Genomic DNA, 22,089 nt, shown 5'->3' with positions numbered 1-22,089 from the left:
GTGCGGGTTTTTGTTCCCTATATATCGATCAAACACGAATGTCATTCCAAATATTGAGACATAATCGTGATAAATTACCAAATTATAGCGATAAGTCGGAACGACAGTCCTGCTCGCCCCGCCTCTTGCGCGAACCCCCCTCGCGCCGTAAATCAGTGCCATGATCCGCCCCATCCTGATCCATCCCGATCCGCGCCTCAAGAAGCCCTGTGAACCGGTGGCGATCTTTGACGGCGCTTTGCGCAAACTCGCCGAAGACATGTTCGAGACGATGTATGACGCGCCCGGCATCGGCCTTGCCGCGCCGCAGATCGGGGTCATGCAGCAGATTCTGGTGATGGATTGCATAAAGGACGGCCCGCCGCGCCCGATGGCCTTGGTCAACCCGCGCGTCATCTGGGCGTCGGAAGACCTCTCCAGCTATGAGGAGGGGTGCCTCTCGATCCCCGATCAATACGCCGAGGTCCGCCGCCCCGCCGAGGTGCGGGTGGCATGGCAGGGGCTGGACGGCTCCGAACAGGAAGAGCAGTTCGCCGGCCTCTGGGCCACCTGCGTGCAGCATGAAATCGACCATCTGAACGGCAAGCTGTTCATCGATTATCTGGGTCCGCTCAAGCGCCAGATGATCACCCGCAAGATGGAAAAGCTTAAACGCGAACGCGCGCGGCAGGGCTAGGTGGCGATCCTTCCCATCCTGCGCTGGCCCGATGCGCGCCTGTCCACGCCCTGCGCCCCCGTGGCCGAGGATGTGGCACAGCTTGCCGCCGATATGCTGGAAACCATGTATGCCGCCCCCGGTCGCGGTCTGGCCGCCCCGCAGGTAGGGGTGTTGAAACGGCTCTTCGTGATGGATGTCGCGTGGAAAGAGGGCACCCCCGCCCCCCGCATCGTCATCAACCCGCAGATCCTCTGGCGGTCGGAGGACACCGCCACCGGTGCCGAAGGCTGCCTGTCGATCCCCGGCATCCTGACCGACATCCCTCGCGCCCGCGAAATCCGCATGGCATGGACCGATGAACGCGGCCAACCGCAGGATGAAATCCTCACCGGCTTTGCCGCCATCTGCGCGCAGCACGAATATGACCATCTGGATGGCATCGTCACCTTTGACCGTCTGCCCCCCGACCAGCGCGCCAGCGCTGAAGCGGCCTATCAGGATCAATCCCCCGCATGACCCGCGCCTGCATCCCTTGGCCGCACCCCGTGCTGCGCACCCCCGCCGCCGATGTGCCGGCCATAACCGATGAAATCCGCGCCCTCTGGGCCGAGATGGTCGAGGTGATGGATGCCATGCCCGGCTACGGCCTCGCCGCCGTGCAAATCGGGGTGCCGCTGCGCCTTGCGGTCGTCGATTGCTCCGACCAGCGCGGGCAGGCCATCCTGATGGCCAATCCCGAAATCCTGCACGCCAGCGGTGTTCTGCGCGAGCATGAAGAGGCCAGCCCGAACCTGCCGGGCGTCTCAGCCGTCATCAAGCGCCCACGCGCGGTCACGGTGCGCTATCTGAACGAACAGGGTCAGATCGAGGACCGCGATTTCGTGAACCTCTGGGCCACCTCGGTGCAGCACCAGATCGACCATCTGGCGGGCCGCATGTATTTCGACCGCCTCTCGCCCCTGAAACGCAAGATGCTGATCGCCAAGGCGGAAAAGGCGCGCAAACGGACATGAAGATCATTTTCATGGGCACGCCCGACTTTTCGGTTCCCGTCCTGCAAGCCCTTGCGGCAGAGCACGAGATTGTCGCCGTCTACACCCAGCCCCCGCGCCCCGCAGGCCGCGGCAAGGCCGACCGCCCCAGCCCCGTGCATCAGGCCGCCCTCGCGCTCGGCCTGCCCGTGCGCCACCCCGCGCGGCTGAAAGACCCCGCCGATCAGGCCGATTTCGCCGTGCTGAACGCCGATGTCGCCGTCGTGGTCGCCTATGGCCTGATCCTGCCGCAGCCCGTGCTGGATGCGCCGCGCCTTGGCTGCCTGAACATCCACGCCAGCCTTCTGCCCCGCTGGCGCGGCGCTGCGCCCATCCACCGCGCCATCATGGCGGGCGACAGCCACACCGGCATCTGCATCATGCAGATGGAGGCAGGGCTCGATACCGGCCCCGTGCTGCTGCGTCAGGAAACCGCGATCGGCCCGCAGGAAACCACCGCCGAACTGCATGACAGGCTTTCCGCGATGGGGGCCGCGCTGATCGGGCAGGCGCTCGCCCGATTGCCGGGCCTCACGCCGCAGCCGCAGCCCGATGAGGGCGTCACCTATGCCGCCAAGATCGACAAGGCCGAGGCCCGCATCGATTTCCGCCAACCTGCCGAAACGGTAGACCGCCTCATCCGCGGCCTGTCGCCGTTCCCCGGCGCTTGGGTGCAGGTGGGGGGGGAACGGGTGAAACTCCTGCGCTCGCGCGTGGCCGATGGCTCCGGCGCGCCGGGTCAGGTGCTGCACGGCTTCACCATCGCCTGCGGCACGGGCGCGGTGGAAATCCTGACCGCGCAGCGCGAAGGCAAACGCCCGATGCCCGCCGCCGAAGTGCTCAAGGGCCTGACCCTGCCGCCGCAACTGGCCTAGCCAAAGCCGCCAGCGGCCCCCATATTGGCCGCAGGAACGGAGGCCGCCCATGCCCATCATCGCCCTCATCATCATCGGTGCCGCCGCAGGTTTTCTGGCGACCCGCATGCTGAAACTGGAAACCGATGTGCTGACCACGGTGGCAATCGGCGTGTTCGGCGCGCTGATCGGGGGGCTGGCCTTGCGCTTCCTGCTGACCATCACCGGCTGGATGGCGGGATTTGTCGGCGCGGTTCTCGGGGCCATGCTGCTCGCATGGCTCTGGAAAACCTATATCTCTAGGTAAGCCGCTTCACCGCGTCTTTCAGCTTGAACCCGCGCTCGCCCGCGAAGCGCCACAAAAGCTGCCCCTGCCATGCGGCAAACAGCAGCGCCGCCGCCTCGCGCCCCCTGGCCCCGCCGCCCAGCCGCACCGCCAGCGCCTGCTCCACCCGCGCGCGCCACGCCGCTGCCCGCAACCGCAGTTCGGGGTCGTCCAGATGCCGCACAAGCAGCGGCAGATCGGCGGTGTCGCCCTCGTCGGCGCACAGGGCCTTGAGCAGCATCTGCGCGCCCTTGACCGAGAGGTCGGCGTCACCCTCGGCGGCATCGGTTGCCCGCTCCAGCGTATCCCAGCCTTCCATCAGGGCCGCGCGCACCATGCCTTCCTGCGTGCCATAGCGCTGCACCAGTGTCGGCGCGGCCAGCCCCGTTTCCCGCGAAACCGCACCAAAACTTGCCGCCCGCTCGCCCGAGCGGGTCAGCAGGGCGCGGATGCCTGCAAAGACAAGCTGGTCGGGAATGAGTTTCCGGCGTGACATGGCGCAAACATAAACACCTGTTCACCTATGCCGCAAGCCCTAGCGCTTGGGGGGCAGCGTCCGGGGCGGGCGCGGGCGATAGACCGGCAGGCGCCAGCCGAACAGCAGGCTCCCCGCCCGCAGCGTGAAGGTCACCCCCGCACAGGCCAGCAGCGCCAGACCACCCGCAAGGCCAAACCATTCGGCCCCCAGCGCCGCCACCCCGCCGGCAAAGGCGCAGGTCACATAAAGCTCCCCCTGCTTGAGCACGAGCGGCACTTCGTTGCACACGACATCGCGCATCAGGCCGCCCATGCAGCCGGTGACCATCCCCATGATCAGGATGACAGGCCAGCCCATGCCCGAAGCCGTGGCCGCCGCCACCCCCGCCGGAACCGCCACCGCCAAGGCGCAGGCATCCAGCCACAGGATCGCGCGATAGCGGCTTTCCAGCAGATGCGCGGTGAAGAACACCACAAGCGCCGCCAGCGCCGCCACGCCCAGCATCATCGGATCGACGATCCAGAACAGGTCGCGGTCCAGCATGACATCGCGCAAGGTGCCGCCGCCCGTCGCGGTCAGGCTGGCAATGAAGATGAACCCCACCACATCAAGCTGCGCCCGGCTGGCGACCAGCGCCCCCGTCAGCGCGAAAACCGCGACCGAGGCATAATCCAGAAACGGCAGCAGCCACAGAAGCGTCATGGCTTGGCCGGTTTGTAAGGCGCCATTCCGGCGCGGGCCAGCGCATCGGCGCGCTCGTTCTCGACATGCCCCGCATGGCCCTTGATCCAGCGCCACTCCACCCTGTGCCGTGCCTGCGCCGCCTCCAGCCGCTGCCAGAGCTCGACATTCTTCACCGGCTTGTTGTCGGCGGTTTTCCACCCCCGCCGCTTCCAGCTGTGAATCCAGGTGGTGACCCCGTTCTTCACATAGGCGCTGTCGGTCACCACGATCAGCTCCGACGGCCGCGACAGCGCCTCCAGCGCCGAAATCGCCGCCATCAGTTCCATCCGGTTGTTGGTGGTTTCCGCCTCGCCGCCCTGCAACTCGCGCTCCTTGAGCACGGCATCACCCTCGCGCGCGATCATCAGCACCCCCCAGCCCCCCGGGCCGGGATTGCCGGAACAGGCACCATCGGTATAGGCGTAGAGTTGCGGCATCACGGCTCCTTGCGGCTCGGCCCCCCGATAGGACGGGCGCGGGCGCGGGTCAACCGCGCTCTAGCGGGTGATGGGAACCAGCAGGCACAGCAGCACAACCCCCGTCAGCCCGATCCGCAGCCGCAGCCACCAGTCGGGCGCTGTGCCCATTTTCCAGAAATGCCAGTCCAGCAGCAGCAGCCCCAGAAAGCCGGCAAACAGGTTCACCGCCGCATCCCCCGCAGGCCCGTTCACCATGAAAAAGGCCCAGAGCGCAGGCGCGACCGACAGGATATACCCCCTCGCCGCCTCCGGCCCCTGCGCCTTGGTGGCAAAGCCCCAGAGCACGCCCGACATGAAGGACAGGATCACCGTGCCATAGGTCAGGCTGATATAAGACCCGATGAAGAGCGGCCCCATGAACTGCCCGCCCCACGCCGCCAGCCCCGCCGACAGCCCCGTTGCCGCGCCCCAGACAAAGGGGATCAGCCCGGCCACCCCGAGGATCAGGGCTGTTCTTGGAATAGGCTCCACCACGTCACCTGCGCTGCTTGCTTATGGCCAGTCATAAGCCGAACCGGAGCCGGGTCCAGCCGCCGCACAGAATTCCGCTGCGGCGTTGCCTGCCGGTCACGGCCCGGGCAAGAGGGGGCGCTGCCCCCGTCCTGCGGACTCCCCCGGAGTATTTGGGCAAGCAGCAAGGGCAAAGAGCGATGCTGGCGGGAAAGGGGGCGTGAAAACAAAGGGGGCCGGCAAGACACGCTCAGGCCGGCTCGCGCAGGATGCGCGGCACCTTGAACTCCACATGTTCCTGCGCGGTTTCGACCAGTTCCACCGTGGTGTCAAAGCGGGCGCGGAAGGCGTCGATCACCTCGTTCACCAGCACCTCGGGCGCGCTTGCCCCCGCCGTGATGCCCACGGCGCGGATGCCCTCCAGCGCGCGCCAGTCGATATCGGTGGCGCGCTGGATCAACTGGGAGTAGTTGCAGCCCGCCGCCGAGCCGACCTCGACCAGCCGTTTGGAGTTGGACGAATTCGGTGCGCCGATCACCAGCAGCGCATCGATGCGCGGGGCAATCGCCTTGACCGCCATCTGGCGGTTGGTGGTGGCGTAGCAGATGTCTTCATGCGCGGGGGCATGGATGGCGGGAAACCGCGCCTTGAGCGCGGCAGCGATATCCGCCGTATCATCCACCGACAGCGTGGTCTGCGTGATGAAGGCGAGCTTGGCCGGATCGCGCACCTCCAGCCCCGCCACATCGGCCACGGTTTCCACCAGCAGCACCTCGCCTTCCGGCAGTTGCCCCATCGTGCCCACGGTTTCGGGATGGCCCGCATGGCCGATCATGATCATCTGCAGCCCGTTCTCGTGGTGCCGCGCCGCCTCGTTATGGACCTTGGTCACGAGGGGGCAGGTGGCATCCACCGCGATCATCTCGCGCCGTGCCGCCTCGGCGGGGACCGCCTTTGGCACGCCATGCGCGGAAAACACCACGGGGCGGTCCAGCGGGCATTCATCCAGTTCCTCGACAAAGACCGCGCCCTGCGCGCGCAGCCCGTCGACGACGAATTTGTTGTGCACGATCTCGTGGCGCACATAGACGGGCGCGCCCCATTTCTGCAGCGCCAGTTCCACGATCTTGATCGCCCGGTCCACCCCGGCGCAAAAACCGCGCGGCGCGGCAAGATAGAGGTGCAGGGGGGGCAGGTCGGTCATGTCGGGCCTATGCGCTCTGGGTCTGGTCCAGAGGTAAGGGCATGCGGCCCGCAGGTCCAGCCCCCAGAAAGCCGCGCGCCCGCTTTCTGCCGGCCCGCCCGCCCTGAGCCCCGCCTGCCGCCTAGCCCCAGATGCCCAGACCGATCAGCCCGACCGCCGCATAGCGCAGCGTCTTGGCCACCGTGACCAGCGCGAGAAACAGCGGCAGCGGCACCCGCAGCGCGCCCGACAGCGCCACGATGAAATCGCCCCCCGGCGCCCAGCTGAGCAGAAGCGACCACACGCCCCAGCGCGCGAACCAGCGTTCCGCCTTGGCCCGCCGCTCCGGCGTCAGCCCCAGCCAGCGCGCCCCCCGTGCGCCGCCAAGGCCCCGCCCGAAGCCATAGGTCACGCAAGAGCCGAGGATATTGCCGGTCGAGGCGACCAGAACCAGCAGCCAGACCGGCATCAGCCCCTGCGCCATCAGCGCCAGAAACACCACCTCGGACTGGAACGGCACCGGCGTGGCCGCCAGAAACGCCGCCACGAACAGTCCGGCGAGGGAAGTGCCGCCTAGCATCGCGCGAGCGCGGGACAGGAGACGGCGCGGGGGCTGGCGGTCAGGAGGATGTCTGCGATCATGCGGGCCGAGGTAACCGCCTTTTGCCTCTGCGTCCACCGCGCGCGGCGCTTGGCCGCGCCTGCGGGATCATTGCGTCCAGTGGGCACATGTTTTCATGGGCGGACGTGGCAGATATTGTATCGCCGCGCGTTGAAAAAGCGGGTCCGGGATATTGGCCCTATGTCACAGGATAAAAACAAAAGGGGCGCCAATAGCGCCCCGTCTCGTTTATTTTGCCATCAGAGGTGTTTCTTCGCGTTCGCCCACCGGACGAGGATCACGCGCCGGTCGTCCGATCACATCGCGCAATTCATCGAGCTCGATAAAATTGTCAGCCTGACGGCGCAATTCATCGGCAATCATGGGTGGTTGACTGCGAATGGTTGATACAACCGAGACGCGAACGCCTTGGCGTTGCAGACTTTCAATCAGAGGGCGAAAATCCCCGTCACCGGAAAACAGGACGATATGATCGACGCGCGGCGCAAGTTCCATTGCATCCACCGTCAATTCGATATCCATGTTGCCCTTCACCTTGCGGCGACCCTGGCTGTCCATGTATTCCTTTGCCGGCTTCGTCACCATCGTGTAGCCGTTGTAATGCAGCCAGTCGACCAGCGGGCGGATCGGCGAATACTCGTCGTTTTCCAGCAGGGCCGTGTAGTAAAAGGCGCGCAGCAACTTGCCGCGCCGCATGAACTCCTGCCGCAGAAGCTTGTAGTCGATGTCAAACCCCAGCGCGCGCGCGGCGGCATAAAGATTTGATCCATCAATGAAAAGCGCCAGTCGTTCGTCTTTATAAAACATAAATACTCCTCACAAAAACCCTATCAACACAGTGTCACAGAGCGGCTGCCGGATCTGGTATGTTGTCCCGATCAAGGGTAAGGAAGGTCCAAATAACAGGTCCGATCTTGGTGCCGCAAGCCGCTCTATACGAAAGTGTAAGCACACATACGAATGCGTAACGCGATCATGCAGCCTACAATTCAAGCCCTGATTGCGCTTGGCGCAAACTTGCCCTTTCACGATTTTACGCCGGCGCAAACGATTGTCGCCGCCGTCGATTTTCTCCAGACGGGTTTTGATACTGTCCCTTTGGATGGTAATTCTCTCAGCCGTCTGTTCAAGACTCCGTGCTTTCCGAAAGGCGCGGGTCCTGATTATGTGAACGCCGCTGCCGTGCTGACGGTTCCGGCCGCGCTCGGGGCCGAGGGGTTGCTGGCGCGTCTGCACAGCGTCGAGGCGCGGTTCGGGCGGCAGCGCGACACCCGCTGGGGCATGCGCACGCTCGATATCGACCTTTTGGCGATGGGGGATCAGGTCTTGCCCGATGTCGCCACGCAGCGCGGCTGGCAGGCGCTTTCCCCCGCCGATCAGGCGCGTCTGGCGCCGGACCGGCTGATCCTGCCGCATCCCCGCCTGCAGGACCGCGCCTTCGTGCTGGTGCCTCTGGCCGATGTGGCGCCGGGCTGGGTCCATCCCCTGTTGCAGCGCAGCGTGGCGCAGATGCTGGCCGCCCTTCCCGCTGCCGATCGCGCCGAAGTGCAGCCGCTTTCCTGACCGTTCGCCCGAATCTGGGGTTGTCAAGTCCCGGCATCGCGCGTAAACACACGCTTTCCATGCCCCAAGCCCTACTGGAGTTGTCCATGGCCCGCGTGACGGTTGAAGACTGCGTTGACAAGGTTCCGAACCGGTTCGAACTGGTGATGCTCGCCGCCCACCGGGCGCGCGAAATCCAGTCCGGCTCGCCGATTACCATCGATCGCGACAATGACAAGAATCCGGTCGTCGCGCTGCGCGAGATCGCCGAGGAAACCCAATCGGCCGAATCGCTGCGCGAACGCATGATCGAAAGCCACCAGACCCAGATCGAGGTGGACGAGCCCGAAGATGACCAGATGGCACTTCTGATGTCGGGCGAGATCGACCGCCCGATGCAGGACGACATGTCCGAAGAAAAGCTGCTCCGCGCCCTGATGGAAGCGCAAGGCGAACTCTAAACCGGGGGGGACCCCGCTTCAGGGGCGATGATGATCGACGTAGAAGACCTCATCGCCCTTGTCCGGAATTACAATCCGCGCACCAATGCCGATCTGATCCGCCGCGCCTATGCCTATGGCATGGTGATGCACGAGGGCCAGTTCCGCAAATCGGGCGAACCTTACTTCACCCATCCCGTCGCCGTCGCCGCCATCCTCACCGAACAGCGGCTCGATGATGCGACCATCGTGACGGCCCTGCTGCACGACACCATCGAAGACACCAAATCCACCTACACCGAGATCGAACGCCAGTTCGGCACCGAAGTGGCCGAGCTTGTCGATGGCGTCACCAAGCTGACCAACCTGCAACTGTCCAGCACCGAAACCCAGCAGGCGGAAAACTTCCGCAAGCTGTTCATGGCCATGTCGAAAGACCTGCGGGTGATTCTGGTCAAACTGGCCGACCGCCTGCACAACATGCGCACCATCAAGAGCATGCGGCAGGAAAAGCAGGCGCAAAAGGCCCGCGAGACGATGGAAATCTATGCGCCGCTGGCGGGGCGTATGGGCATGCAGTGGATGCGCGAGGAGTTGGAGGACCTGTCCTTCAAGGTTCTCAACCCCGATGCCCGCAACTCCATCATCCGCCGCTTCCTGACCCTCCAGCGCGAGGCGGGCGATGTGGTCCACAAGATCACCGCCGACATCCGCTTCGAACTCGAAAAGGTGGAAATCGAGGCGACGGTCTATGGCCGCGCCAAGAAGCCCTATTCGATCTGGCGCAAGATGCAGGAAAAAGACCTCGCCTTCTCGCGCCTGTCCGACATCTACGGCTTCCGCATCATCTGCGCGAGCGTGGCCGAGTGCTATACCATCCTTGGCGTGATCCACCAGCGCTGGCGCTCGGTGCCGGGGCGGTTCAAGGATTACATCAGCCAGCCCAAATCCAACGGCTACCGCTCGATCCACACCACGGTGTCGGGCCGCGACGGCAAGCGGGTCGAGGTGCAGATCCGCACCCGCGAGATGCACGAAGTGGCCGAGGCGGGGGTCGCCGCCCACTGGTCCTACCGCGAAGGCGTGCGCGCCCAGAACCCCTTTGCCATCGACCCGGGCAAATGGATCGCCTCGATGACCGAACGGTTCGACGAAGGCGATCACGACGAGTTTCTCGAACACGTCAAACTGGAAATGTATTCCGATCAGGTGTTCTGCTTCACCCCCAAGGGCGATGTGGTGCAACTGCCGCGCGGCGCGACGCCGCTCGATTACGCCTATTCGATCCACACCCGCATCGGCAATTCCTGCGTATCGGCCAAGGTCGACGGCATCCGCGTGCCGCTCTGGACCCGGCTCAAGAACGGCCAGTCGGTGGAGATCATCACCGCCGAAGGCCAGCGCCCGCAGGCAAGCTGGATCGATATCGTCACCACGGGCCGCGCCAAGGCCGCCATCCGCAAGTCGCTGCGCGAGGAAGACCGGGGGCGCTTCATCAAGCTGGGGCAGGAACTGGCCCGCGCCGCCTTTGACCATGTGGGCAAGAAGGCCACCGACAAGGCCCTGCGCACCGCCGCGAAAATGCTGGCACTGAATGATGAACAAGACCTGCTCGCGCGGCTTGGCTCTGCCGAACTGACCGCGCGGCGGGTGGTCGAAACGCTCTATCCCGAACTGGCCCGCGCCGATCTCGACGTGGTCGACGCCTCGCGCCCCGTGCTGGGCCTCTCCGACGATCAGGCCTTCCGCCGCGCGCCCTGCTGCCAGCCTGTGCCGGGCGAGCGGATCGTCGGCATCACCTATCGCGGCAAGGGCGTGGTGGCCCATGCCATCGACTGCCCCGCGCTGGAAGAGTTTGAGGACCAGACCGAACGCTGGGTCGATCTGGCATGGCACTCGGGTCGCCACGCGGCCGTGCATACCGTCACCATGGAACTGACCATCGCCAATGACGCAGGGGTGCTGGGCCGCATCTGCACCTTGATCGGCGAGCAGCGGGCCAATATCTCTGACTTGCGGTTTACAGATCGCAAACCCGATTTTTATCGCCTGATTGTCGATGTAGACCTACGCGATGTAGAACATCTGCATATGGTGATGACGGCGCTTGAAGCCGAAACCGATGTGGCGCAGGTGTCACGTTATCGCGATAAATCCCGCAAGCCATAGCGCAGCCGCGCCGTGGCGCCACTGTGGGGGAAAAGGGGTGCAGGCCAGTGGTGTTTCGTCGCCGCAACAAACGGACTTGGACAGAGCGGATAAAGGCCATTGTCTATCCGCAAGGCGGCTGGCTGCGCGCAGGAACCTATGTCTGGCACCGTCTCACGCGGCTTCCCGATCCGCCCCACCGCATCGCACGCGGCATCTTCGCGGGGGTGTTCATCTCGTTTACGCCGCTGTTCGGGCTGCATTTCTTTGCCTCGGCGCTGATGGCCTTCCTGATGCGCGGCAATATGGTCGCCGCCATTTTCGCGACCTTCTTCGGCAATCCCATCACCTTTCCGATCATCGCCGTCAGTTCGGTGCAACTGGGCCACTGGATTCTTGGCACCGGCGTCGATGCGGTTCCGGCGCGCCTGATCCTGTCGGCTTTTGCCAATGCCAGCGGCGAGATCTGGACGAATTTCGTCGCCATGTTCACCGACAGCCCGACGCAATGGGGCCAGTTGCGGCATTTCTACTACGGTCTGTTCAAACCCTATCTGGTGGGGGGAATCGCCCCCGGTCTGGTGGCGGCCACGGTGTGCTATTACGTCAGCCTGCCGATCATCCTCGGCTATCAGAAACTGCGGCAAAAGCGCCGCCGCGACCGGGCCGAGTCGCTGCGCGAACGCGCCGCCGCCCGCCTGCGGGGCCGCAATCAGGCCGATGACGGGGCATCGGGTGGCCCCTGAGCCTGCACCGCCTCCGCCTGTGGCCTTCCTTCGGGCGGCATCGCCCCCTTGCCACGGCAAGGCCGCGAAACCATCTGCTGCACCACGGGCGGCACCAAGGTCGACCAGGGCATTTTCTGACGTGTCAGCGACACGCAGTTGATGTATTGCGGCGCATGTCGGGCCAGACGCACCGCCCTCTTGCGGTGTGGCGGCGGCTCAAGCGAGGAAGAACGTGGTTTTCAAAAGGCGTGACCGGCGCGGCTGGCTGGCTTGGGTACGGGAGATGTTCTATCCCACCGGCGGATTCCGCCGCGCCACCCGCTATGTGATCCACCGCATGCGCCGCCTGCCCGACCGCCCGCACCGCATCGCGCGCGGGGTGTTCGCGGGCAGCCTCATCGGCTTCCTCCCCTTGCCGGGCCTGCAATTCCTCGGCGCATGGGGCCTCGCATGGGTGATGCGCGGCAATGTGCTCGCCGCCCTGCTGGCCACCTTCAACTCCAACCCCATCACCACGCCCTTCTTCGCCGTGGGGGCGATCACGCTGGGCCACTGGATGCTCGGCATCGACACGCCGCTGACCGCCGAGGCGATCGGCGAAGGCTTTGCCCGCGCGGGCGGCGATCTATGGCACAACTTCCTTGCCCTCTTCGGCCCCGCGCATATGCACTGGGACGGGCTGTCGCAGTTCTGGTCCGACATCTACCTGCCCTATTTCATCGGCGCGCTCGGGCCGGGCATCCTGCTCAGCCTGATCTTCTACTACATCACCATCCCGCTGGTCGAAGCCTACCAGAAGGCCCGCGTCGCCAAGTTCAAGGAACGCAGCGACAAGCGGCTTTTGCTGCGCGAAAAGCTGGCCGCGCTGGCGCTGCGCGGAGAGCCGCGCAAAGAGCCAGCCGAGACGGCCGCAAAGGACCCTGTGCGGGATACAAAGCAGGGGGATGACGCGCCCCCCTCGACGCCCTAGGTTTGGGGCGAGTTGAAAGGACATGGCCATGACAGACAGCAGCAGACTCCGTCTCGGGATCAACATCGACCATGTGGCCACCTTGCGCAACGCGCGCGGCAGCGCCTGGCCCGACCCGCTGCGCGCCGCCCTTCTGGCGCAAGAGGCCGGGGCCGATGGCATCACCGCGCACCTGCGCGAAGACCGCCGCCACATCCGTGACGCCGACATGGCCGCGATCAAGGCGGGCATCGCCATCCCGCTCAACTTCGAATGCGGCGCCACCGACGAGATGCAGGCGATCTGCCTTGCCACCCGCCCCCACGCCGTCTGCCTCGTGCCGGAACGCCGCGAGGAGCGCACCACCGAAGGCGGGCTCGATGTCGCGGGCGACGAGGCGCGGCTGAAGGGGTTCATCACCCCCCTGCGCGAGGCGGGCGCCCGCGTCAGCATGTTCATCAGCCACGATCCCCGCCAGATCGAGGCATCGGCCCGCATCGGCGCCGCCGTGGTGGAACTCCACACCGGCCTCTATTCCGACCTGCACGCCGAAGGCCGGCAGGCCGAGGCCGAGGCCGAGCTTGCCGCCCTGCGCGAGGGCGCCGCGCTGGCGCACAGCCTCGGGCTCGAGGTGCATGCAGGCCACGGCCTCACCTTCGAAAACGTGGCCCCCGTCGCCGCCATCCCGCAGGTGATGGAACTCAACATCGGGCATTTCCTGATCGGCGAGGCGGTGTTCATGGGCCTCGGGCCGGCGATCGCCGAAATGCGCCGGATCATGGATGCCGCGCGCGGCCTGTAACGGCGGCGCAGGGGGCAGGGGGCAGCAAGATGAGTATTTGGAAAGCAGCAATGGGCAGGGGCGCGGCGCTTCTTTGCGGCTCTGCCACCGCGCGACCGGCGGCCTGCCCCTCGGGCCGCAGGGTGCAGGTCTGATGCAGAGGCCTGCGCAGACACCCGGTTTCCCGTCAGTGGCGCCATCGGTGCCTCGCCGGACTGGCACCATGATGCAGGGGCGGCGATGATTCTGGGCATCGGCAGCGATCTGGCCAATATCGAGCGGATCGAGGCGACGTTGGCCCGCTTTGGCGACCGTTTCCGCAATCGCGTCTTTACCGAACGCGAGCAGCGCAAGGCCGCCAGCCGCCCGCATGGCGTGGCCGCCACCTATGCCAAGCGCTGGGCCGCGAAAGAGGCCTGTTCCAAGGCACTGGGCACCGGCCTGCGCATGGGCATCGCCTGGAAGGACATGGCGGTGAGCAATCTGGAAACCGGCCAGCCGGTCATGCACCTGACGGGCTGGGCCGCCGAGCGGCTGGCCGCGATGACCCCGCCGGGGCATGAGGCGGTGATCCATGTGACGCTGACCGATGATCACCCCTGGGCGCAGGCCTTTGTGGTGATCGAGGCGCGCCCGCTCAAGCCCTCCGGCCAGCCCGGACCCGGCTGAACTTGACTCGGGCAGGATGGGGGCGCATGTAGCGGCGCGAAGAACAACAAGGGTGGGATGGCATGGCCAGCAAGGCAAAATCCGACGGCGGCATCGTCGAGACAATCAAGACGGTGGTCTATGCGCTGTTGATTGCAGGTCTGTTCCGCACGCTGTTCTTCCAGCCGTTCTGGATTCCCTCGGGCAGCATGAAGGACACGCTGCTGATCGGCGATTTCCTTTTCGTCAACAAGATGGCCTATGGCTACAGCCGGTTTTCCTGTCCCTTCTCGGCCTGCCCCTTCGACGGGCGCATCCTGTTCAGCGAACCCGAGCGCGGCGATGTGGTGGTGTTCCGCCATCCCGTCAACGGCACCGATTTCATCAAGCGGCTGATCGGCATGCCGGGCGACACCGTGCAGATGCGCGGCGGCGTGGTCTACCTGAACGGCGAGGCGGTGCCGCAGGAACCCGCAGGCCAGTTCAGCGAGGTCTATGAACAGCAAGGCCCGATGGGCCAGTTGCCGCGCTGTGAAAACGGCCCCGTGGGGCAGGGTGACATCTGCACCAAGTCGCGCGCGCGCGAGACGCTGCCGGGCGGGCGCACCCATGATGTGCTGAACATCGACACCAATGGCGCGGGCGACAACACCGATGTCTTCACCGTGCCGGCCGGCCATTACTTCTTCATGGGCGACAACCGCGACAACAGCCAGGACAGCCGCTTCGTGCAGGCCGTGGGCGGTGTCGGATTTGTGCCCGCCGATCACCTGATCGGCCGCGCCGACCGCATCATGTTCTCGTCTGCCGGGCGCTCGATGCTCTATTTCTGGACATGGCGCTCGGACCGCTTCTTCAAGGCGGTGGAATGAGGCTTTCGGCGGACCTCAAGGCCCTCGAGGGGCGGATCGGGCACCAGTTCCACACGCCCGAACTGCTTCTGCGCGCGGTCACCCATGCCTCGCTGTCCTCGCAGACCCGGCCCGACAACCAGCGGCTGGAGTTTCTGGGCGACCGCGTGCTGGGCCTTGTGATGGCCGAGGCGCTGCTGGGTGCCGACGCCGAGGCCAGCGAGGGCCAGCTTGCGCCCCGCTTCAACGCGATGGTGCGCAAGGAGACCTGCGCCGATGTCGCCCGCGCCATCGGCCTCGGTGAGGTGCTCAAGCTGGGGCGCTCCGAGATGCTGTCGGGCGGGCGGCGCAAGGAGGCGCTCCTCGGCGACGCGATGGAGGCGCTGATCGCGGCGGTCTATCTCGACGGGGGCTTTGACGCCGCGCGCGCGCTGGTGCTGCGCCTCTGGGGAGAGCGGATCGGCACGGTCGAGCAGGATGCGCGCGATCCAAAGACGGCCTTGCAGGAATGGGCGCAGGCCCGCGGCATGACCCCGCCCAGCTATGCCCAGACCGGCCGCACCGGACCCGACCACCAGCCGGTCTTCACGGTCGAGGTGACGCTCGACAACGGCGCCCGCGAATCCGCCCGCGCCGGATCGAAACGCATCGCCGAACAACAGGCCGCCCGCGCCCTGCTCGCACGGCTGGAGCAGGAGGGCGGGTCGGCTTAGGCGCCCCAGCTTTTCGGCGGAAGTTTACCCCTCTGTCGAGCGTCGCAGCGCCACAGTTTTTTCCTGATTCCTTCGGGCTCATGCTGCCGGTAGCGTCCACCCGAAAACTTGGGCCAGTCGATAGCGAGACCTGCTTTGACCATTTCTTCCGACAGGTCCCGTCCATCCGGCAGAAGACATGTCGCGACCGTGCGGTCGTGGCTTTTGCTGCCATCAAATACCGCGCGCACCTCTTGGCCCTTGCAGAGCTTTACCAGAGCCCATTTGGCCGCAGCGCCATAGGGATGGTCCATTTCAGGTGCGTCGATGCCAGCCAGTCGGATGCGAAATCCGCTGATTTCGACTGTGTCACCGTCGATGACATAACACCGACCGACCAGCGCCGCCTCTGGGGCGGACGGAACGCTCACTTGTAACGGCTGCGCCGCGGGCTGCACCGGACGCGGCGGCACTGCGGTGCCGTTCGTCCAGAGATGTGGCGTTGGCGCTTGCTGCGGAGCGGGTGGCTGCGGGACGGGAGGGCGAGGCGGAGCGTGAGAGATCGCAAACAACCGGGCAATCACACGAAACAGGCGCATTAACACAACTCCACCGCGAAGGTCGCCACCCAACTGCGTTTGGTGATACAAGACAAGCGGATTCTGTCGATGTGCTGGCCTTTCCGGCTGCGATCCACTACACGAAGCGCGATATCGAAAAGAGGTCTTGATGGATAACCCCACCCGCGCGGGCTTTGTCGCCCTGATCGGCGAACCCAATGCCGGCAAATCGACGCTCCTGAACCGGATGGTCGGGGCCAAGGTTTCCATCGTGACGCATAAGGTGCAGACCACCCGCACGCGCATCCGGGGCGTGGCGATGGAGGGGGCGGCGCAGATCGTCTTCGTCGACACCCCCGGCCTGTTCCGGCCCCGCCGCCGTCTGGACCGTGCGATGGTCAAGGCGGCATGGGGCGGCGCATCGGATGCCGATGTGATCGTCCTCCTGATCGAGGCGCAGCGCGGCCTGACCGAAGGGGTGCAGGCCATCATCGACCGTATGCGCGATGAGATGCCGCAGGGGCAGGCGGTGGCGCTGGCCATCAACAAGATCGACCGCGTGAAATCCGAGATGCTGCTCGCGCTCGCCGAAAAGCTGAACGAGGCCTATCCCTTCGCCAAAACCTTCATGATCAGCGCCGAGAAGGGCTACGGCGTCAAGGATCTGCGCGAATGGCTGGCGGGAGAGCTTCCCGAGGGTCCGTGGTTCTATCCCGAAGACCAGATCGCCGATCTGCCCATGCGCATGATCGCCGCCGAGATGACGCGCGAAAAGCTCACCCTGCGCCTGCATGAGGAACTGCCCTACCAGCTCACGGTGGAGACCGAGAAATGGGAGGACAAGCCCGACGGCACCACCCGCATCGACCAGATCGTCTATGTCATGCGCGACGGCCACAAGGGCATCGTTCTGGGCAACAGGGGAGAGACGATCAAATCCATCGGCTCTGCCGCCCGCGCCGAGATTTCGGAATTCCTCGGCCGCACCGTCCACCTCTTCCTGCAGGTCAAGGTGCGCCCGAACTGGCTCGACGAACCCGAGCGCTATTCGGAAATGGGGCTCGACTTCAAGGACGGCGACTAAGTGGCAGATGTCCGGCTGCAGACGAACCTCTGGGTCTCTGCCTACCTCAATCGCCTGCGTCTTGCCGATATCCCCGCCTATGTTACCCGCAAGGGCGATGCCACCGCAGGCACCGTGCTCGTCAAGGTGGCACTCCTGAATGGCAGCGCGCGCGCCTATGAACGCGGCTATGACATGACCAGCGGCACCCGCCTCTGGCGGCTGATGACCGAAGGGCCAGAGCCAGAGGTCGATGCCCTCCTGTCCCGCGCAGGCTTGCGCGATCCCGACCTCTGGGTGATCGAACTGGAACAGCGCGAGGGCCGCACGCTCCTCGAGGAAGAGGGCCTAGCCTAGGCGCCGCTTCACCGCGATCAACACCGCCCCCACGGCGGCAAAGGCAACCACCATGCCCGCGCAGTTGATCGCCACCCCGTCCCAACCGTGCCGCGTCACGTTCAGGAACGGATAGGGCCAGCGCCCCTCTGTCACGCCGCGAAACGCCACATAGATCACATAGACCAGCGGCCATACCATGCCGCCCGCCAGCGCCCGCCACTTCGGCACCGGACCATAGGCCAGCCACCACGCCAGCACCATGAGCGGCACCGCCGTATGCAGGCCGATATCGGCCCACCACGCCAGTCCCACCGGATTGGCCAGCCGCGCCAGCAAGCCGTGATAGACCAGCCCCACCATCACGATCGCCAGCACTCCGGCAAAGGCAAGCCCCGCCGGAATCCGCCAGCGCATCGCCACCAGCGCCATCGCCACAGCCACCGCGAAATTGGTCAGGATGGTGAAAAACCGCGCCATCCCCCACAAAACCTGCGCCACGGTATCGCCGCGCCCTGCGGCAAGATTGGCATCGAATTGCAGGCGCAGCGACAGGGCGGCCACGACAAAGATCACAACGGCGCTCAGGCGGGGGGAAAGGGGCGAGGCTTGTCTCATGCCCTCAATCTGCATCATGCCGCCGCCGCGACAACCCCCCTCTTGCGGCCCGCCGTCTCCGCCTGCAAACATTCCCGCATGGAATGGCGCGAAGACGGGGTGCTTCTGTCCATGCGCCCGCATGGCGAAGGCTCGGCAATCATAGAGGTATTCACGCGCGGCCACGGCCGCCATCTGGGCGTGGTGCGGGGCGGGGCCTCGCGCAAACGCGCGCCGCTGCTGCAACCCGGCGCGCAGCTAGATCTGACATGGCGCGCGCGCCTCGAAGACCAGATCGGCATTTTCCTTGCCGAACCCGTGCAATCCCGCGCCGCCGTGCTGGAAAGCCCGCTGGCGCTCGCGGGCCTCACCGCCGCCTGCGGGCTGTTGCACATGAGTCTGGCCGAACGTGACCCCCACCCGCAGCTTTACACCCGCACCCTGTCGCTGATGGATGCAATGGCCGCAGGGGCCGACTGGCTGGGCGACTATCTACGCTGGGAAATGCTGCTGCTCGAGGAAATCGGCTTCGGGCTTGACCTGAGCCGCTGCGCCGTCACGGGCAGCCGCGAAGACCTTGCCTATGTCAGCCCGCGCACCGGCCGCGCCGTCTCGCGCAAGGGGGCGGGCGAATGGGCGCCGCGCCTGCTGCCGCTGCCGCAGGCTCTGTTGGGGCAGGGGCCGGTCTCGGGGGCCGAGGCGGCGCAGGCCCTCGCGCTCACCGGCCATTTCCTCACCCGCGAGCTGACGCTCATCGGGCGGCCCAACCCCTTGCCCGAGGCGCGGGCGCGCTTTCTCGCCCGCCTTGCGCGCAGCTAGGGCGCGCGCTTCACCCGCGCAAATCCGCGCCCGATTCACAAACGACGCAAAATGTCGCAGCCGGACCAGACCTTGCGCCCGCTTCTTGGGCAAATGAAGACCGAGAGTGATATGGCCAATAAATTCATCCCCCTGCATCTGAAGCATGCCCCGACCCCGAGGGTCGAGAACTTTGCCCTTCTGGCCGGGTTGGAGGCAGCGGTGCGCGGCACCCTCGTTTCGGCCATGCCGCTTGCGGTCTATGATGCCCTCGGCAGCGCAGAAGCCACCTCGTCGGCCTATTTCGTCGCCGGAATCGTCTCGATGCTCTGGGGGCTGATGGTGCCTTGGGCCACCCGCCACATCCCGCGCCGCTGGATGTATACGCTGGGCTGTGTGCTTTACCTCATCGGCATGGCGCTGGCGATCATCGGGGCGGGCTGGCTCATGCCGGTGGCGCTCACCTGCCTTGCGATGGCGACCGCCACCACCTTCGTCTGCCTCAACGCCTATATCCTCGATTACATCGACCGCCAGAACCTTGGCCGCAGCCAGTCCATGCAGATGGTGTTCTCTGCCGGACCTTGGGCCGTGGGGCCGCTTCTCGGGGTCTGGTTGCGCAGCATCTGGGGGCCGCTCCCGTTCATCGTGGCGGGCAGTTGTGCGCTGGTGCTGCTCATTGCCTTCTGGGTGCTGCGTCTGGGCAATGGCAAGCAGATCAGCCGCGCCAAGGGGCCTGCCGCCAACCCGCTTGCCTATCTGGGCCGCTTCTTTGCGCAGCCGCGGCTGATCGCGGGCTGGCTGTTCGCGGTCATGCGCTCCTGCGGCTGGTGGGTCTATGTGGTCTATCTGCCGATCTTTTGCATCGAGGCGGGTCTGGGCGACAAGGTGGGCGGCGTGGCGCTGTCGCTGTCCAACGCGCTCCTGTTTGCCTCGCCCCTCATGCTGCGCCACGCGCGCGCGGCAAGCGTGCGCCGCTCTGTCCGCTTTGCCTTCGGCATGTGCGGTGCACTGTTCGTCGCGGCGGCGCTCGTCTCGCCCCTGCCTTGGGCCACGGTGTTCCTCTGCATGGCGGCGGCGGTGTTTCTGGTGCTGCTCGACATCATCGGGGGCCTGCCCTTCCTGATGGCGGTCAAGCCATCCGAGCGCACCGAGATGTCGGCGGTCTACTCCAGCTTCCGCGATGTGTCGGGGATTCTCACGCCGGGGGCCGCATGGCTGGTGCTGCTGGTCGCCCCCTTGCCCGGCATCTTCGCCGCCGCCGGCGCGGGCCTCCTTACCGCATGGGCCATCTCGGGCCGCCTCCACCCCAGACTGGGCATCCCGCGCGTCGCTGCTGCGGCACAAGGCGCGGGCAAAGGTTAAGGCCGGGTTAATCCCGCAAGGTCAAGGCATTGAAATCAAAAGATTTCCTGCCTTGACCTCGCGTGTTACAACGCCCCGTCAGTCCAGCAGCCGCCGCGCAATCACCTGCGCCTGAATCTCTGCCGCCCCCTCGAAAATGTTCAGGATGCGGGCATCGCACAGGATGCGGCTGATCTGATACTCAAGGGCAAACCCGTTGCCCCCGTGGATCTGCAAGGCATTGTCCGCCGCCGCCCAGGCAACCCGCGCGCCCAGCAGCTTGGCCATCCCCGCCTCCAGATCGCAGCGCTTGTCATGGTCCTTCTGCCAGGCGCTGAAATAGGTCAGCTGCCGCGTCACCATGATCTCCACCGCCATCATCGCCAGCTTGCCCGCCACGCGCGGGAATTCGATCAGGGCCTTCCCGAACTGCTTGCGATCCTCGGCATAGCCCATCGCCACGTCCAGCGCGTTCTGCGCCACCCCGATCGCCCGCGCCGCCGTCTGGATGCGGGCCGATTCAAAGGTCTGCATGAGCTGCTTGAACCCTTGCCCCTCCACCCCGCCCAAGAGGTTCTCCCCCTTCACGCGGAAGTCGTCGAAGTTGACGGTGTATTCCTTCATGCCGCGATAGCCCAGCACCTCGATCTCGCCGCCCGACAGGCCCAGATCGACAAAGGGCGTCTCATCCGTGCCGGGGGTCTTTTCCGCCAGAAACATCGACAGCCCGCGATAATCGCTGGTCCCCTCCACCGACCGCGCCAGCACGGTCATCACATGGGTGCGCGCCGCATGGGTGATCCATGTCTTGTTGCCGCTGATCACCCAATCGTCGCCGTCCCGCCGCGCCCGCGTCCGCAAGGCGCCAAGGTCCGACCCGGTGTTCGGCTCGGTAAAGACCGCCGTCGGCAGGATCTCCCCGCTCGCCAGCTTGGGCAGCCACTGGGCCTTCTGTTCCGGCGTGCCGCCGCACAGGATCAGCTCCGCCGCGATCTCCGAGCGGGTGCCGAGCGAGCCCACCCCGATATAGCCGCGCGACAGTTCTTCCGAAACCACCACCATGCTGGCCTTCGACAGGCCAAAGCCGCCGAATGCCTCGGGGATCGTCAGCCCGAACACACCCATTTCCGCCAGCTGGTCGATCACCGACATCGGGATGAGTTCGTCTTTGAGGTGCCATTCATGCGCAAAGGGCGCCACCTGCTCGGCGGCAAAGCGGCGGAACTGGTCGCGGATCATCTCCAGCTCTTCGTCCAGACCCGTCGCGCCAAAGGTCGCATTGGCGCGCCCGTCGCGCATCAGCGCCACAAGCTGTGCGCGGGCGGCGGCGGTATTCCCTTGGGCCATAAGGGTCTGCGCCGCCGCACCGCAAGGTGCCGGGGAGAGGTCAAGATCCTGCAAGCGCGCGATCTCTCCCTGGCTCATGGGGATGCCCCCATGAATCTGGTTCAGGTATTCCGCATAGGCGATCTGAAGGATCAGCGCCTCGGTCTCGCCGAATTTGCCATCCGCTTGCAGCCGCAGCGCCCATGCCTGCATCTGCCGCAGCGCCTCGGTGTAGGTGGCAAGCCAAGACAGCACATGCGCCGCGTGCTGGTGCGTCTCCATCGCGCCCGCCGAGACCTTGCCCGAAACGCTGACCCAGGTCCGCAGCGTCTCGCGACCCCGGTGCAGCAGCGCCTCCACCTCGGGAAGGGCCTGCGCGGTCAGGTCGAGAAGCCCGGCCAGCAGGGGCGAGGCAGCGGGAAGGGTTTGTCCGTCATGGGCCATGGCGCGATTCCTGTCCTTGGATTCTGCGAGTGCATTGGA

28 protein-coding genes are annotated in these 22,089 nt (G+C 65.7%); 18 read left to right on the top strand and 10 right to left on the bottom strand.

Annotated features, from left to right (window positions below; genetic code table 11):
* The first annotated feature begins 160 nt into the window (after positions 1–160).
* Genes def (G3572_RS07030) through G3572_RS07010 form a run of 5 tightly spaced genes read left to right on the top strand, consistent with a single transcriptional unit; the run spans position 161 to position 2,850 of the window.
* On the top strand, positions 161–676 hold the full coding sequence (def, locus tag G3572_RS07030) for a peptide deformylase (protein ID WP_164610225.1): 516 nt from the start codon (positions 161–163) through the stop codon (positions 674–676).
* A complete protein-coding gene (gene def / locus G3572_RS07025) occupies positions 677–1,174 on the top strand; it encodes a peptide deformylase (protein ID WP_164610223.1) in 498 nt (165 codons plus the stop codon).
* On the top strand, positions 1,171–1,671 hold the full coding sequence (gene def / locus G3572_RS07020; protein ID WP_164610221.1) for a peptide deformylase: 501 nt from the start codon (positions 1,171–1,173) through the stop codon (positions 1,669–1,671). Before def (G3572_RS07025) ends, def (G3572_RS07020) begins: the two co-directional genes overlap by 4 nt.
* Positions 1,668–2,564 (top strand): methionyl-tRNA formyltransferase, encoded by an 897-nt coding sequence (gene fmt / locus G3572_RS07015; protein ID WP_164610219.1) that lies wholly within the window; start codon positions 1,668–1,670, stop codon positions 2,562–2,564. Before def (G3572_RS07020) ends, fmt begins: the two co-directional genes overlap by 4 nt.
* Positions 2,565–2,613: 49 nt before the next feature.
* Positions 2,614–2,850, top strand: coding sequence for a GlsB/YeaQ/YmgE family stress response membrane protein (locus G3572_RS07010; protein ID WP_164610217.1), 237 nt, complete (start codon positions 2,614–2,616; stop codon positions 2,848–2,850).
* On the opposite strand, the gene G3572_RS07005 is transcribed toward G3572_RS07010, so the two are convergent.
* The 7 genes from G3572_RS07005 to G3572_RS06975 all read right to left on the bottom strand — a co-directional run bounded on the left by G3572_RS07005 (position 2,843) and on the right by G3572_RS06975 (position 7,610).
* The gene (locus G3572_RS07005; protein ID WP_164610215.1) at positions 2,843–3,364 is read right to left on the bottom strand and encodes a transcriptional regulator; all 522 of its coding nucleotides are present in this window, start codon (positions 3,362–3,364) and stop codon (positions 2,843–2,845) included. The two genes, G3572_RS07010 and G3572_RS07005, sit on opposite strands and share 8 nt — an antisense overlap.
* Positions 3,365–3,403: 39 nt before the next feature.
* On the bottom strand, positions 3,404–4,039 hold the full coding sequence (locus tag G3572_RS07000) for a trimeric intracellular cation channel family protein (RefSeq protein WP_164611273.1): 636 nt from the start codon (positions 4,037–4,039) through the stop codon (positions 3,404–3,406).
* Between the two features lie 5 nt (positions 4,040–4,044).
* Complete coding sequence (gene rnhA / locus G3572_RS06995) at positions 4,045–4,506, bottom strand: ribonuclease HI (RefSeq protein WP_164610213.1); 462 nt, start codon at positions 4,504–4,506, stop codon at positions 4,045–4,047.
* 60 nt (positions 4,507–4,566) lie between these two features.
* The gene (locus G3572_RS06990) at positions 4,567–5,019 is read right to left on the bottom strand and encodes a DUF3429 domain-containing protein (protein ID WP_164610211.1); all 453 of its coding nucleotides are present in this window, start codon (positions 5,017–5,019) and stop codon (positions 4,567–4,569) included.
* A 229-nt stretch (positions 5,020–5,248) separates the two neighbouring features.
* Positions 5,249–6,202 carry a 4-hydroxy-3-methylbut-2-enyl diphosphate reductase gene (gene ispH / locus G3572_RS06985; protein ID WP_164610209.1) on the bottom strand — a complete coding sequence of 318 codons (954 nt, stop codon included), beginning with the start codon at positions 6,200–6,202 and terminating at the stop codon, positions 5,249–5,251.
* 121 nt (positions 6,203–6,323) lie between these two features.
* Entirely contained in the window at positions 6,324–6,761 is a 438-nt protein-coding gene (locus tag G3572_RS06980) for a YqaA family protein (RefSeq protein WP_164610207.1), read from the bottom strand.
* Between the two features lie 270 nt (positions 6,762–7,031).
* Complete coding sequence (locus G3572_RS06975) at positions 7,032–7,610, bottom strand: LabA-like NYN domain-containing protein (protein ID WP_164610205.1); 579 nt, start codon at positions 7,608–7,610, stop codon at positions 7,032–7,034.
* A 153-nt stretch (positions 7,611–7,763) separates the two neighbouring features.
* On the opposite strand from G3572_RS06975, the gene folK reads away from it, so the two are divergent.
* The 9 genes from folK to rnc all read left to right on the top strand — a co-directional run bounded on the left by folK (position 7,764) and on the right by rnc (position 15,603).
* Positions 7,764–8,366: a 2-amino-4-hydroxy-6-hydroxymethyldihydropteridine diphosphokinase gene (folK, locus tag G3572_RS06970; RefSeq protein WP_205518636.1), complete on the top strand. Its 603-nt coding sequence runs from the start codon at positions 7,764–7,766 to the stop codon at positions 8,364–8,366.
* Between the two features lie 86 nt (positions 8,367–8,452).
* Positions 8,453–8,806, top strand: coding sequence for a DNA-directed RNA polymerase subunit omega (gene rpoZ / locus G3572_RS06965; RefSeq protein WP_100196190.1), 354 nt, complete (start codon positions 8,453–8,455; stop codon positions 8,804–8,806).
* A 30-nt stretch (positions 8,807–8,836) separates the two neighbouring features.
* On the top strand, positions 8,837–10,954 hold the full coding sequence (locus tag G3572_RS06960; protein WP_164610203.1) for a RelA/SpoT family protein: 2,118 nt from the start codon (positions 8,837–8,839) through the stop codon (positions 10,952–10,954).
* A gap of 47 nt (positions 10,955–11,001) precedes the next feature.
* Entirely contained in the window at positions 11,002–11,679 is a 678-nt protein-coding gene (locus G3572_RS06955; RefSeq protein ID WP_164610201.1) for a DUF2062 domain-containing protein, read from the top strand.
* Between the two features lie 265 nt (positions 11,680–11,944).
* Positions 11,945–12,631, top strand: coding sequence for a DUF2062 domain-containing protein (locus G3572_RS06950; protein ID WP_205518635.1), 687 nt, complete (start codon positions 11,945–11,947; stop codon positions 12,629–12,631).
* A 28-nt stretch (positions 12,632–12,659) separates the two neighbouring features.
* Positions 12,660–13,412: a pyridoxine 5'-phosphate synthase gene (locus G3572_RS06945; RefSeq protein ID WP_164610197.1), complete on the top strand. Its 753-nt coding sequence runs from the start codon at positions 12,660–12,662 to the stop codon at positions 13,410–13,412.
* 219 nt (positions 13,413–13,631) lie between these two features.
* Positions 13,632–14,060: a holo-ACP synthase gene (gene acpS / locus G3572_RS06940; RefSeq protein WP_164610195.1), complete on the top strand. Its 429-nt coding sequence runs from the start codon at positions 13,632–13,634 to the stop codon at positions 14,058–14,060.
* Between the two features lie 62 nt (positions 14,061–14,122).
* Positions 14,123–14,911, top strand: a complete 789-nt coding sequence (gene lepB / locus G3572_RS06935) for a signal peptidase I (protein ID WP_164610193.1) — start codon at positions 14,123–14,125, stop codon at positions 14,909–14,911.
* Positions 14,908–15,603, top strand: coding sequence for a ribonuclease III (gene rnc / locus G3572_RS06930; RefSeq protein WP_164610191.1), 696 nt, complete (start codon positions 14,908–14,910; stop codon positions 15,601–15,603). Before lepB ends, rnc begins: the two co-directional genes overlap by 4 nt.
* Here rnc and G3572_RS06925 read toward each other — a convergent pair.
* Entirely contained in the window at positions 15,600–16,181 is a 582-nt protein-coding gene (locus tag G3572_RS06925; protein WP_164610189.1) for a thermonuclease family protein, read from the bottom strand. The two genes, rnc and G3572_RS06925, sit on opposite strands and share 4 nt — an antisense overlap.
* Before the next feature lie 130 nt (positions 16,182–16,311).
* Here G3572_RS06925 and era point away from each other — a divergent pair, with 130 nt between their 5' ends.
* Together era and G3572_RS06915 are read left to right on the top strand one after the other, a co-directional pair.
* Positions 16,312–17,226, top strand: coding sequence for a GTPase Era (gene era, locus G3572_RS06920; protein WP_164610187.1), 915 nt, complete (start codon positions 16,312–16,314; stop codon positions 17,224–17,226).
* Positions 17,227–17,562, top strand: a complete 336-nt coding sequence (locus G3572_RS06915; protein WP_164610185.1) for a DUF1491 family protein — start codon at positions 17,227–17,229, stop codon at positions 17,560–17,562.
* Here the strand turns inward: G3572_RS06915 and G3572_RS06910 are convergent.
* Positions 17,554–18,177 carry a Pr6Pr family membrane protein gene (locus G3572_RS06910; protein ID WP_164610183.1) on the bottom strand — a complete coding sequence of 208 codons (624 nt, stop codon included), beginning with the start codon at positions 18,175–18,177 and terminating at the stop codon, positions 17,554–17,556. The two genes, G3572_RS06915 and G3572_RS06910, sit on opposite strands and share 9 nt — an antisense overlap.
* A 60-nt stretch (positions 18,178–18,237) precedes the next feature.
* On the opposite strand from G3572_RS06910, the gene recO reads away from it, so the two are divergent.
* Complete coding sequence (recO, locus tag G3572_RS06905; protein ID WP_164610181.1) at positions 18,238–18,957, top strand: DNA repair protein RecO; 720 nt, start codon at positions 18,238–18,240, stop codon at positions 18,955–18,957.
* Between the two features lie 111 nt (positions 18,958–19,068).
* Positions 19,069–20,301, top strand: a complete 1,233-nt coding sequence (locus tag G3572_RS06900) for an MFS transporter (RefSeq protein ID WP_164610178.1) — start codon at positions 19,069–19,071, stop codon at positions 20,299–20,301.
* A 78-nt stretch (positions 20,302–20,379) separates the two neighbouring features.
* Here G3572_RS06900 and G3572_RS06895 read toward each other — a convergent pair whose 3' ends face one another.
* Complete coding sequence (locus G3572_RS06895; RefSeq protein WP_164610175.1) at positions 20,380–22,050, bottom strand: acyl-CoA dehydrogenase family protein; 1,671 nt, start codon at positions 22,048–22,050, stop codon at positions 20,380–20,382.
* Positions 22,051–22,089 lie beyond the last annotated feature (39 nt).

It is taken from the genome of Pseudotabrizicola algicola (assembly GCF_010915705.1).
GTDB lineage: Bacteria > Pseudomonadota > Alphaproteobacteria > Rhodobacterales > Rhodobacteraceae > Pseudotabrizicola > Pseudotabrizicola algicola.
This window is presented reverse-complemented; position numbering and strand designations above follow the sequence as displayed.

Excerpts from the sequence above, each read along its gene's own strand:
- G3572_RS06925 (WP_164610189.1), bottom strand. The coding sequence starts at position 16,181 with ATGCGCCTGTTTCGTGTGATTGCCCGGTTGTTTGCGATCTCTCACGCT.
- def (WP_164610221.1), top strand. The coding sequence starts at position 1,171 with ATGACCCGCGCCTGCATCCCTTGGCCGCACCCCGTGCTGCGCACCCCC.
- fmt (WP_164610219.1), top strand. The coding sequence starts at position 1,668 with ATGAAGATCATTTTCATGGGCACGCCCGACTTTTCGGTTCCCGTCCTG.
- G3572_RS06975 (WP_164610205.1), bottom strand. The coding sequence starts at position 7,610 with ATGTTTTATAAAGACGAACGACTGGCGCTTTTCATTGATGGATCAAAT.
- recO (WP_164610181.1), top strand. The coding sequence starts at position 18,238 with ATGGAATGGCGCGAAGACGGGGTGCTTCTGTCCATGCGCCCGCATGGC.
- G3572_RS07010 (WP_164610217.1), top strand. The coding sequence starts at position 2,614 with ATGCCCATCATCGCCCTCATCATCATCGGTGCCGCCGCAGGTTTTCTG.
- folK (WP_205518636.1), top strand. The coding sequence starts at position 7,764 with ATGCGTAACGCGATCATGCAGCCTACAATTCAAGCCCTGATTGCGCTT.
- rnc (WP_164610191.1), top strand. The coding sequence starts at position 14,908 with ATGAGGCTTTCGGCGGACCTCAAGGCCCTCGAGGGGCGGATCGGGCAC.
- ispH (WP_164610209.1), bottom strand. The coding sequence starts at position 6,202 with ATGACCGACCTGCCCCCCCTGCACCTCTATCTTGCCGCGCCGCGCGGT.
- acpS (WP_164610195.1), top strand. The coding sequence starts at position 13,632 with ATGATTCTGGGCATCGGCAGCGATCTGGCCAATATCGAGCGGATCGAG.
- G3572_RS06945 (WP_164610197.1), top strand. The coding sequence starts at position 12,660 with ATGACAGACAGCAGCAGACTCCGTCTCGGGATCAACATCGACCATGTG.
- G3572_RS06950 (WP_205518635.1), top strand. The coding sequence starts at position 11,945 with ATGTTCTATCCCACCGGCGGATTCCGCCGCGCCACCCGCTATGTGATC.
- def (WP_164610225.1), top strand. The coding sequence starts at position 161 with ATGATCCGCCCCATCCTGATCCATCCCGATCCGCGCCTCAAGAAGCCC.
- rpoZ (WP_100196190.1), top strand. The coding sequence starts at position 8,453 with ATGGCCCGCGTGACGGTTGAAGACTGCGTTGACAAGGTTCCGAACCGG.
- G3572_RS06910 (WP_164610183.1), bottom strand. The coding sequence starts at position 18,177 with ATGATGCAGATTGAGGGCATGAGACAAGCCTCGCCCCTTTCCCCCCGC.
- G3572_RS07005 (WP_164610215.1), bottom strand. The coding sequence starts at position 3,364 with ATGTCACGCCGGAAACTCATTCCCGACCAGCTTGTCTTTGCAGGCATC.
- G3572_RS06980 (WP_164610207.1), bottom strand. The coding sequence starts at position 6,761 with ATGCTAGGCGGCACTTCCCTCGCCGGACTGTTCGTGGCGGCGTTTCTG.
- rnhA (WP_164610213.1), bottom strand. The coding sequence starts at position 4,506 with ATGCCGCAACTCTACGCCTATACCGATGGTGCCTGTTCCGGCAATCCC.
- G3572_RS06960 (WP_164610203.1), top strand. The coding sequence starts at position 8,837 with ATGATCGACGTAGAAGACCTCATCGCCCTTGTCCGGAATTACAATCCG.
- G3572_RS06895 (WP_164610175.1), bottom strand. The coding sequence starts at position 22,050 with ATGGCCCATGACGGACAAACCCTTCCCGCTGCCTCGCCCCTGCTGGCC.
- era (WP_164610187.1), top strand. The coding sequence starts at position 16,312 with ATGGATAACCCCACCCGCGCGGGCTTTGTCGCCCTGATCGGCGAACCC.
- lepB (WP_164610193.1), top strand. The coding sequence starts at position 14,123 with ATGGCCAGCAAGGCAAAATCCGACGGCGGCATCGTCGAGACAATCAAG.
- G3572_RS06900 (WP_164610178.1), top strand. The coding sequence starts at position 19,069 with ATGGCCAATAAATTCATCCCCCTGCATCTGAAGCATGCCCCGACCCCG.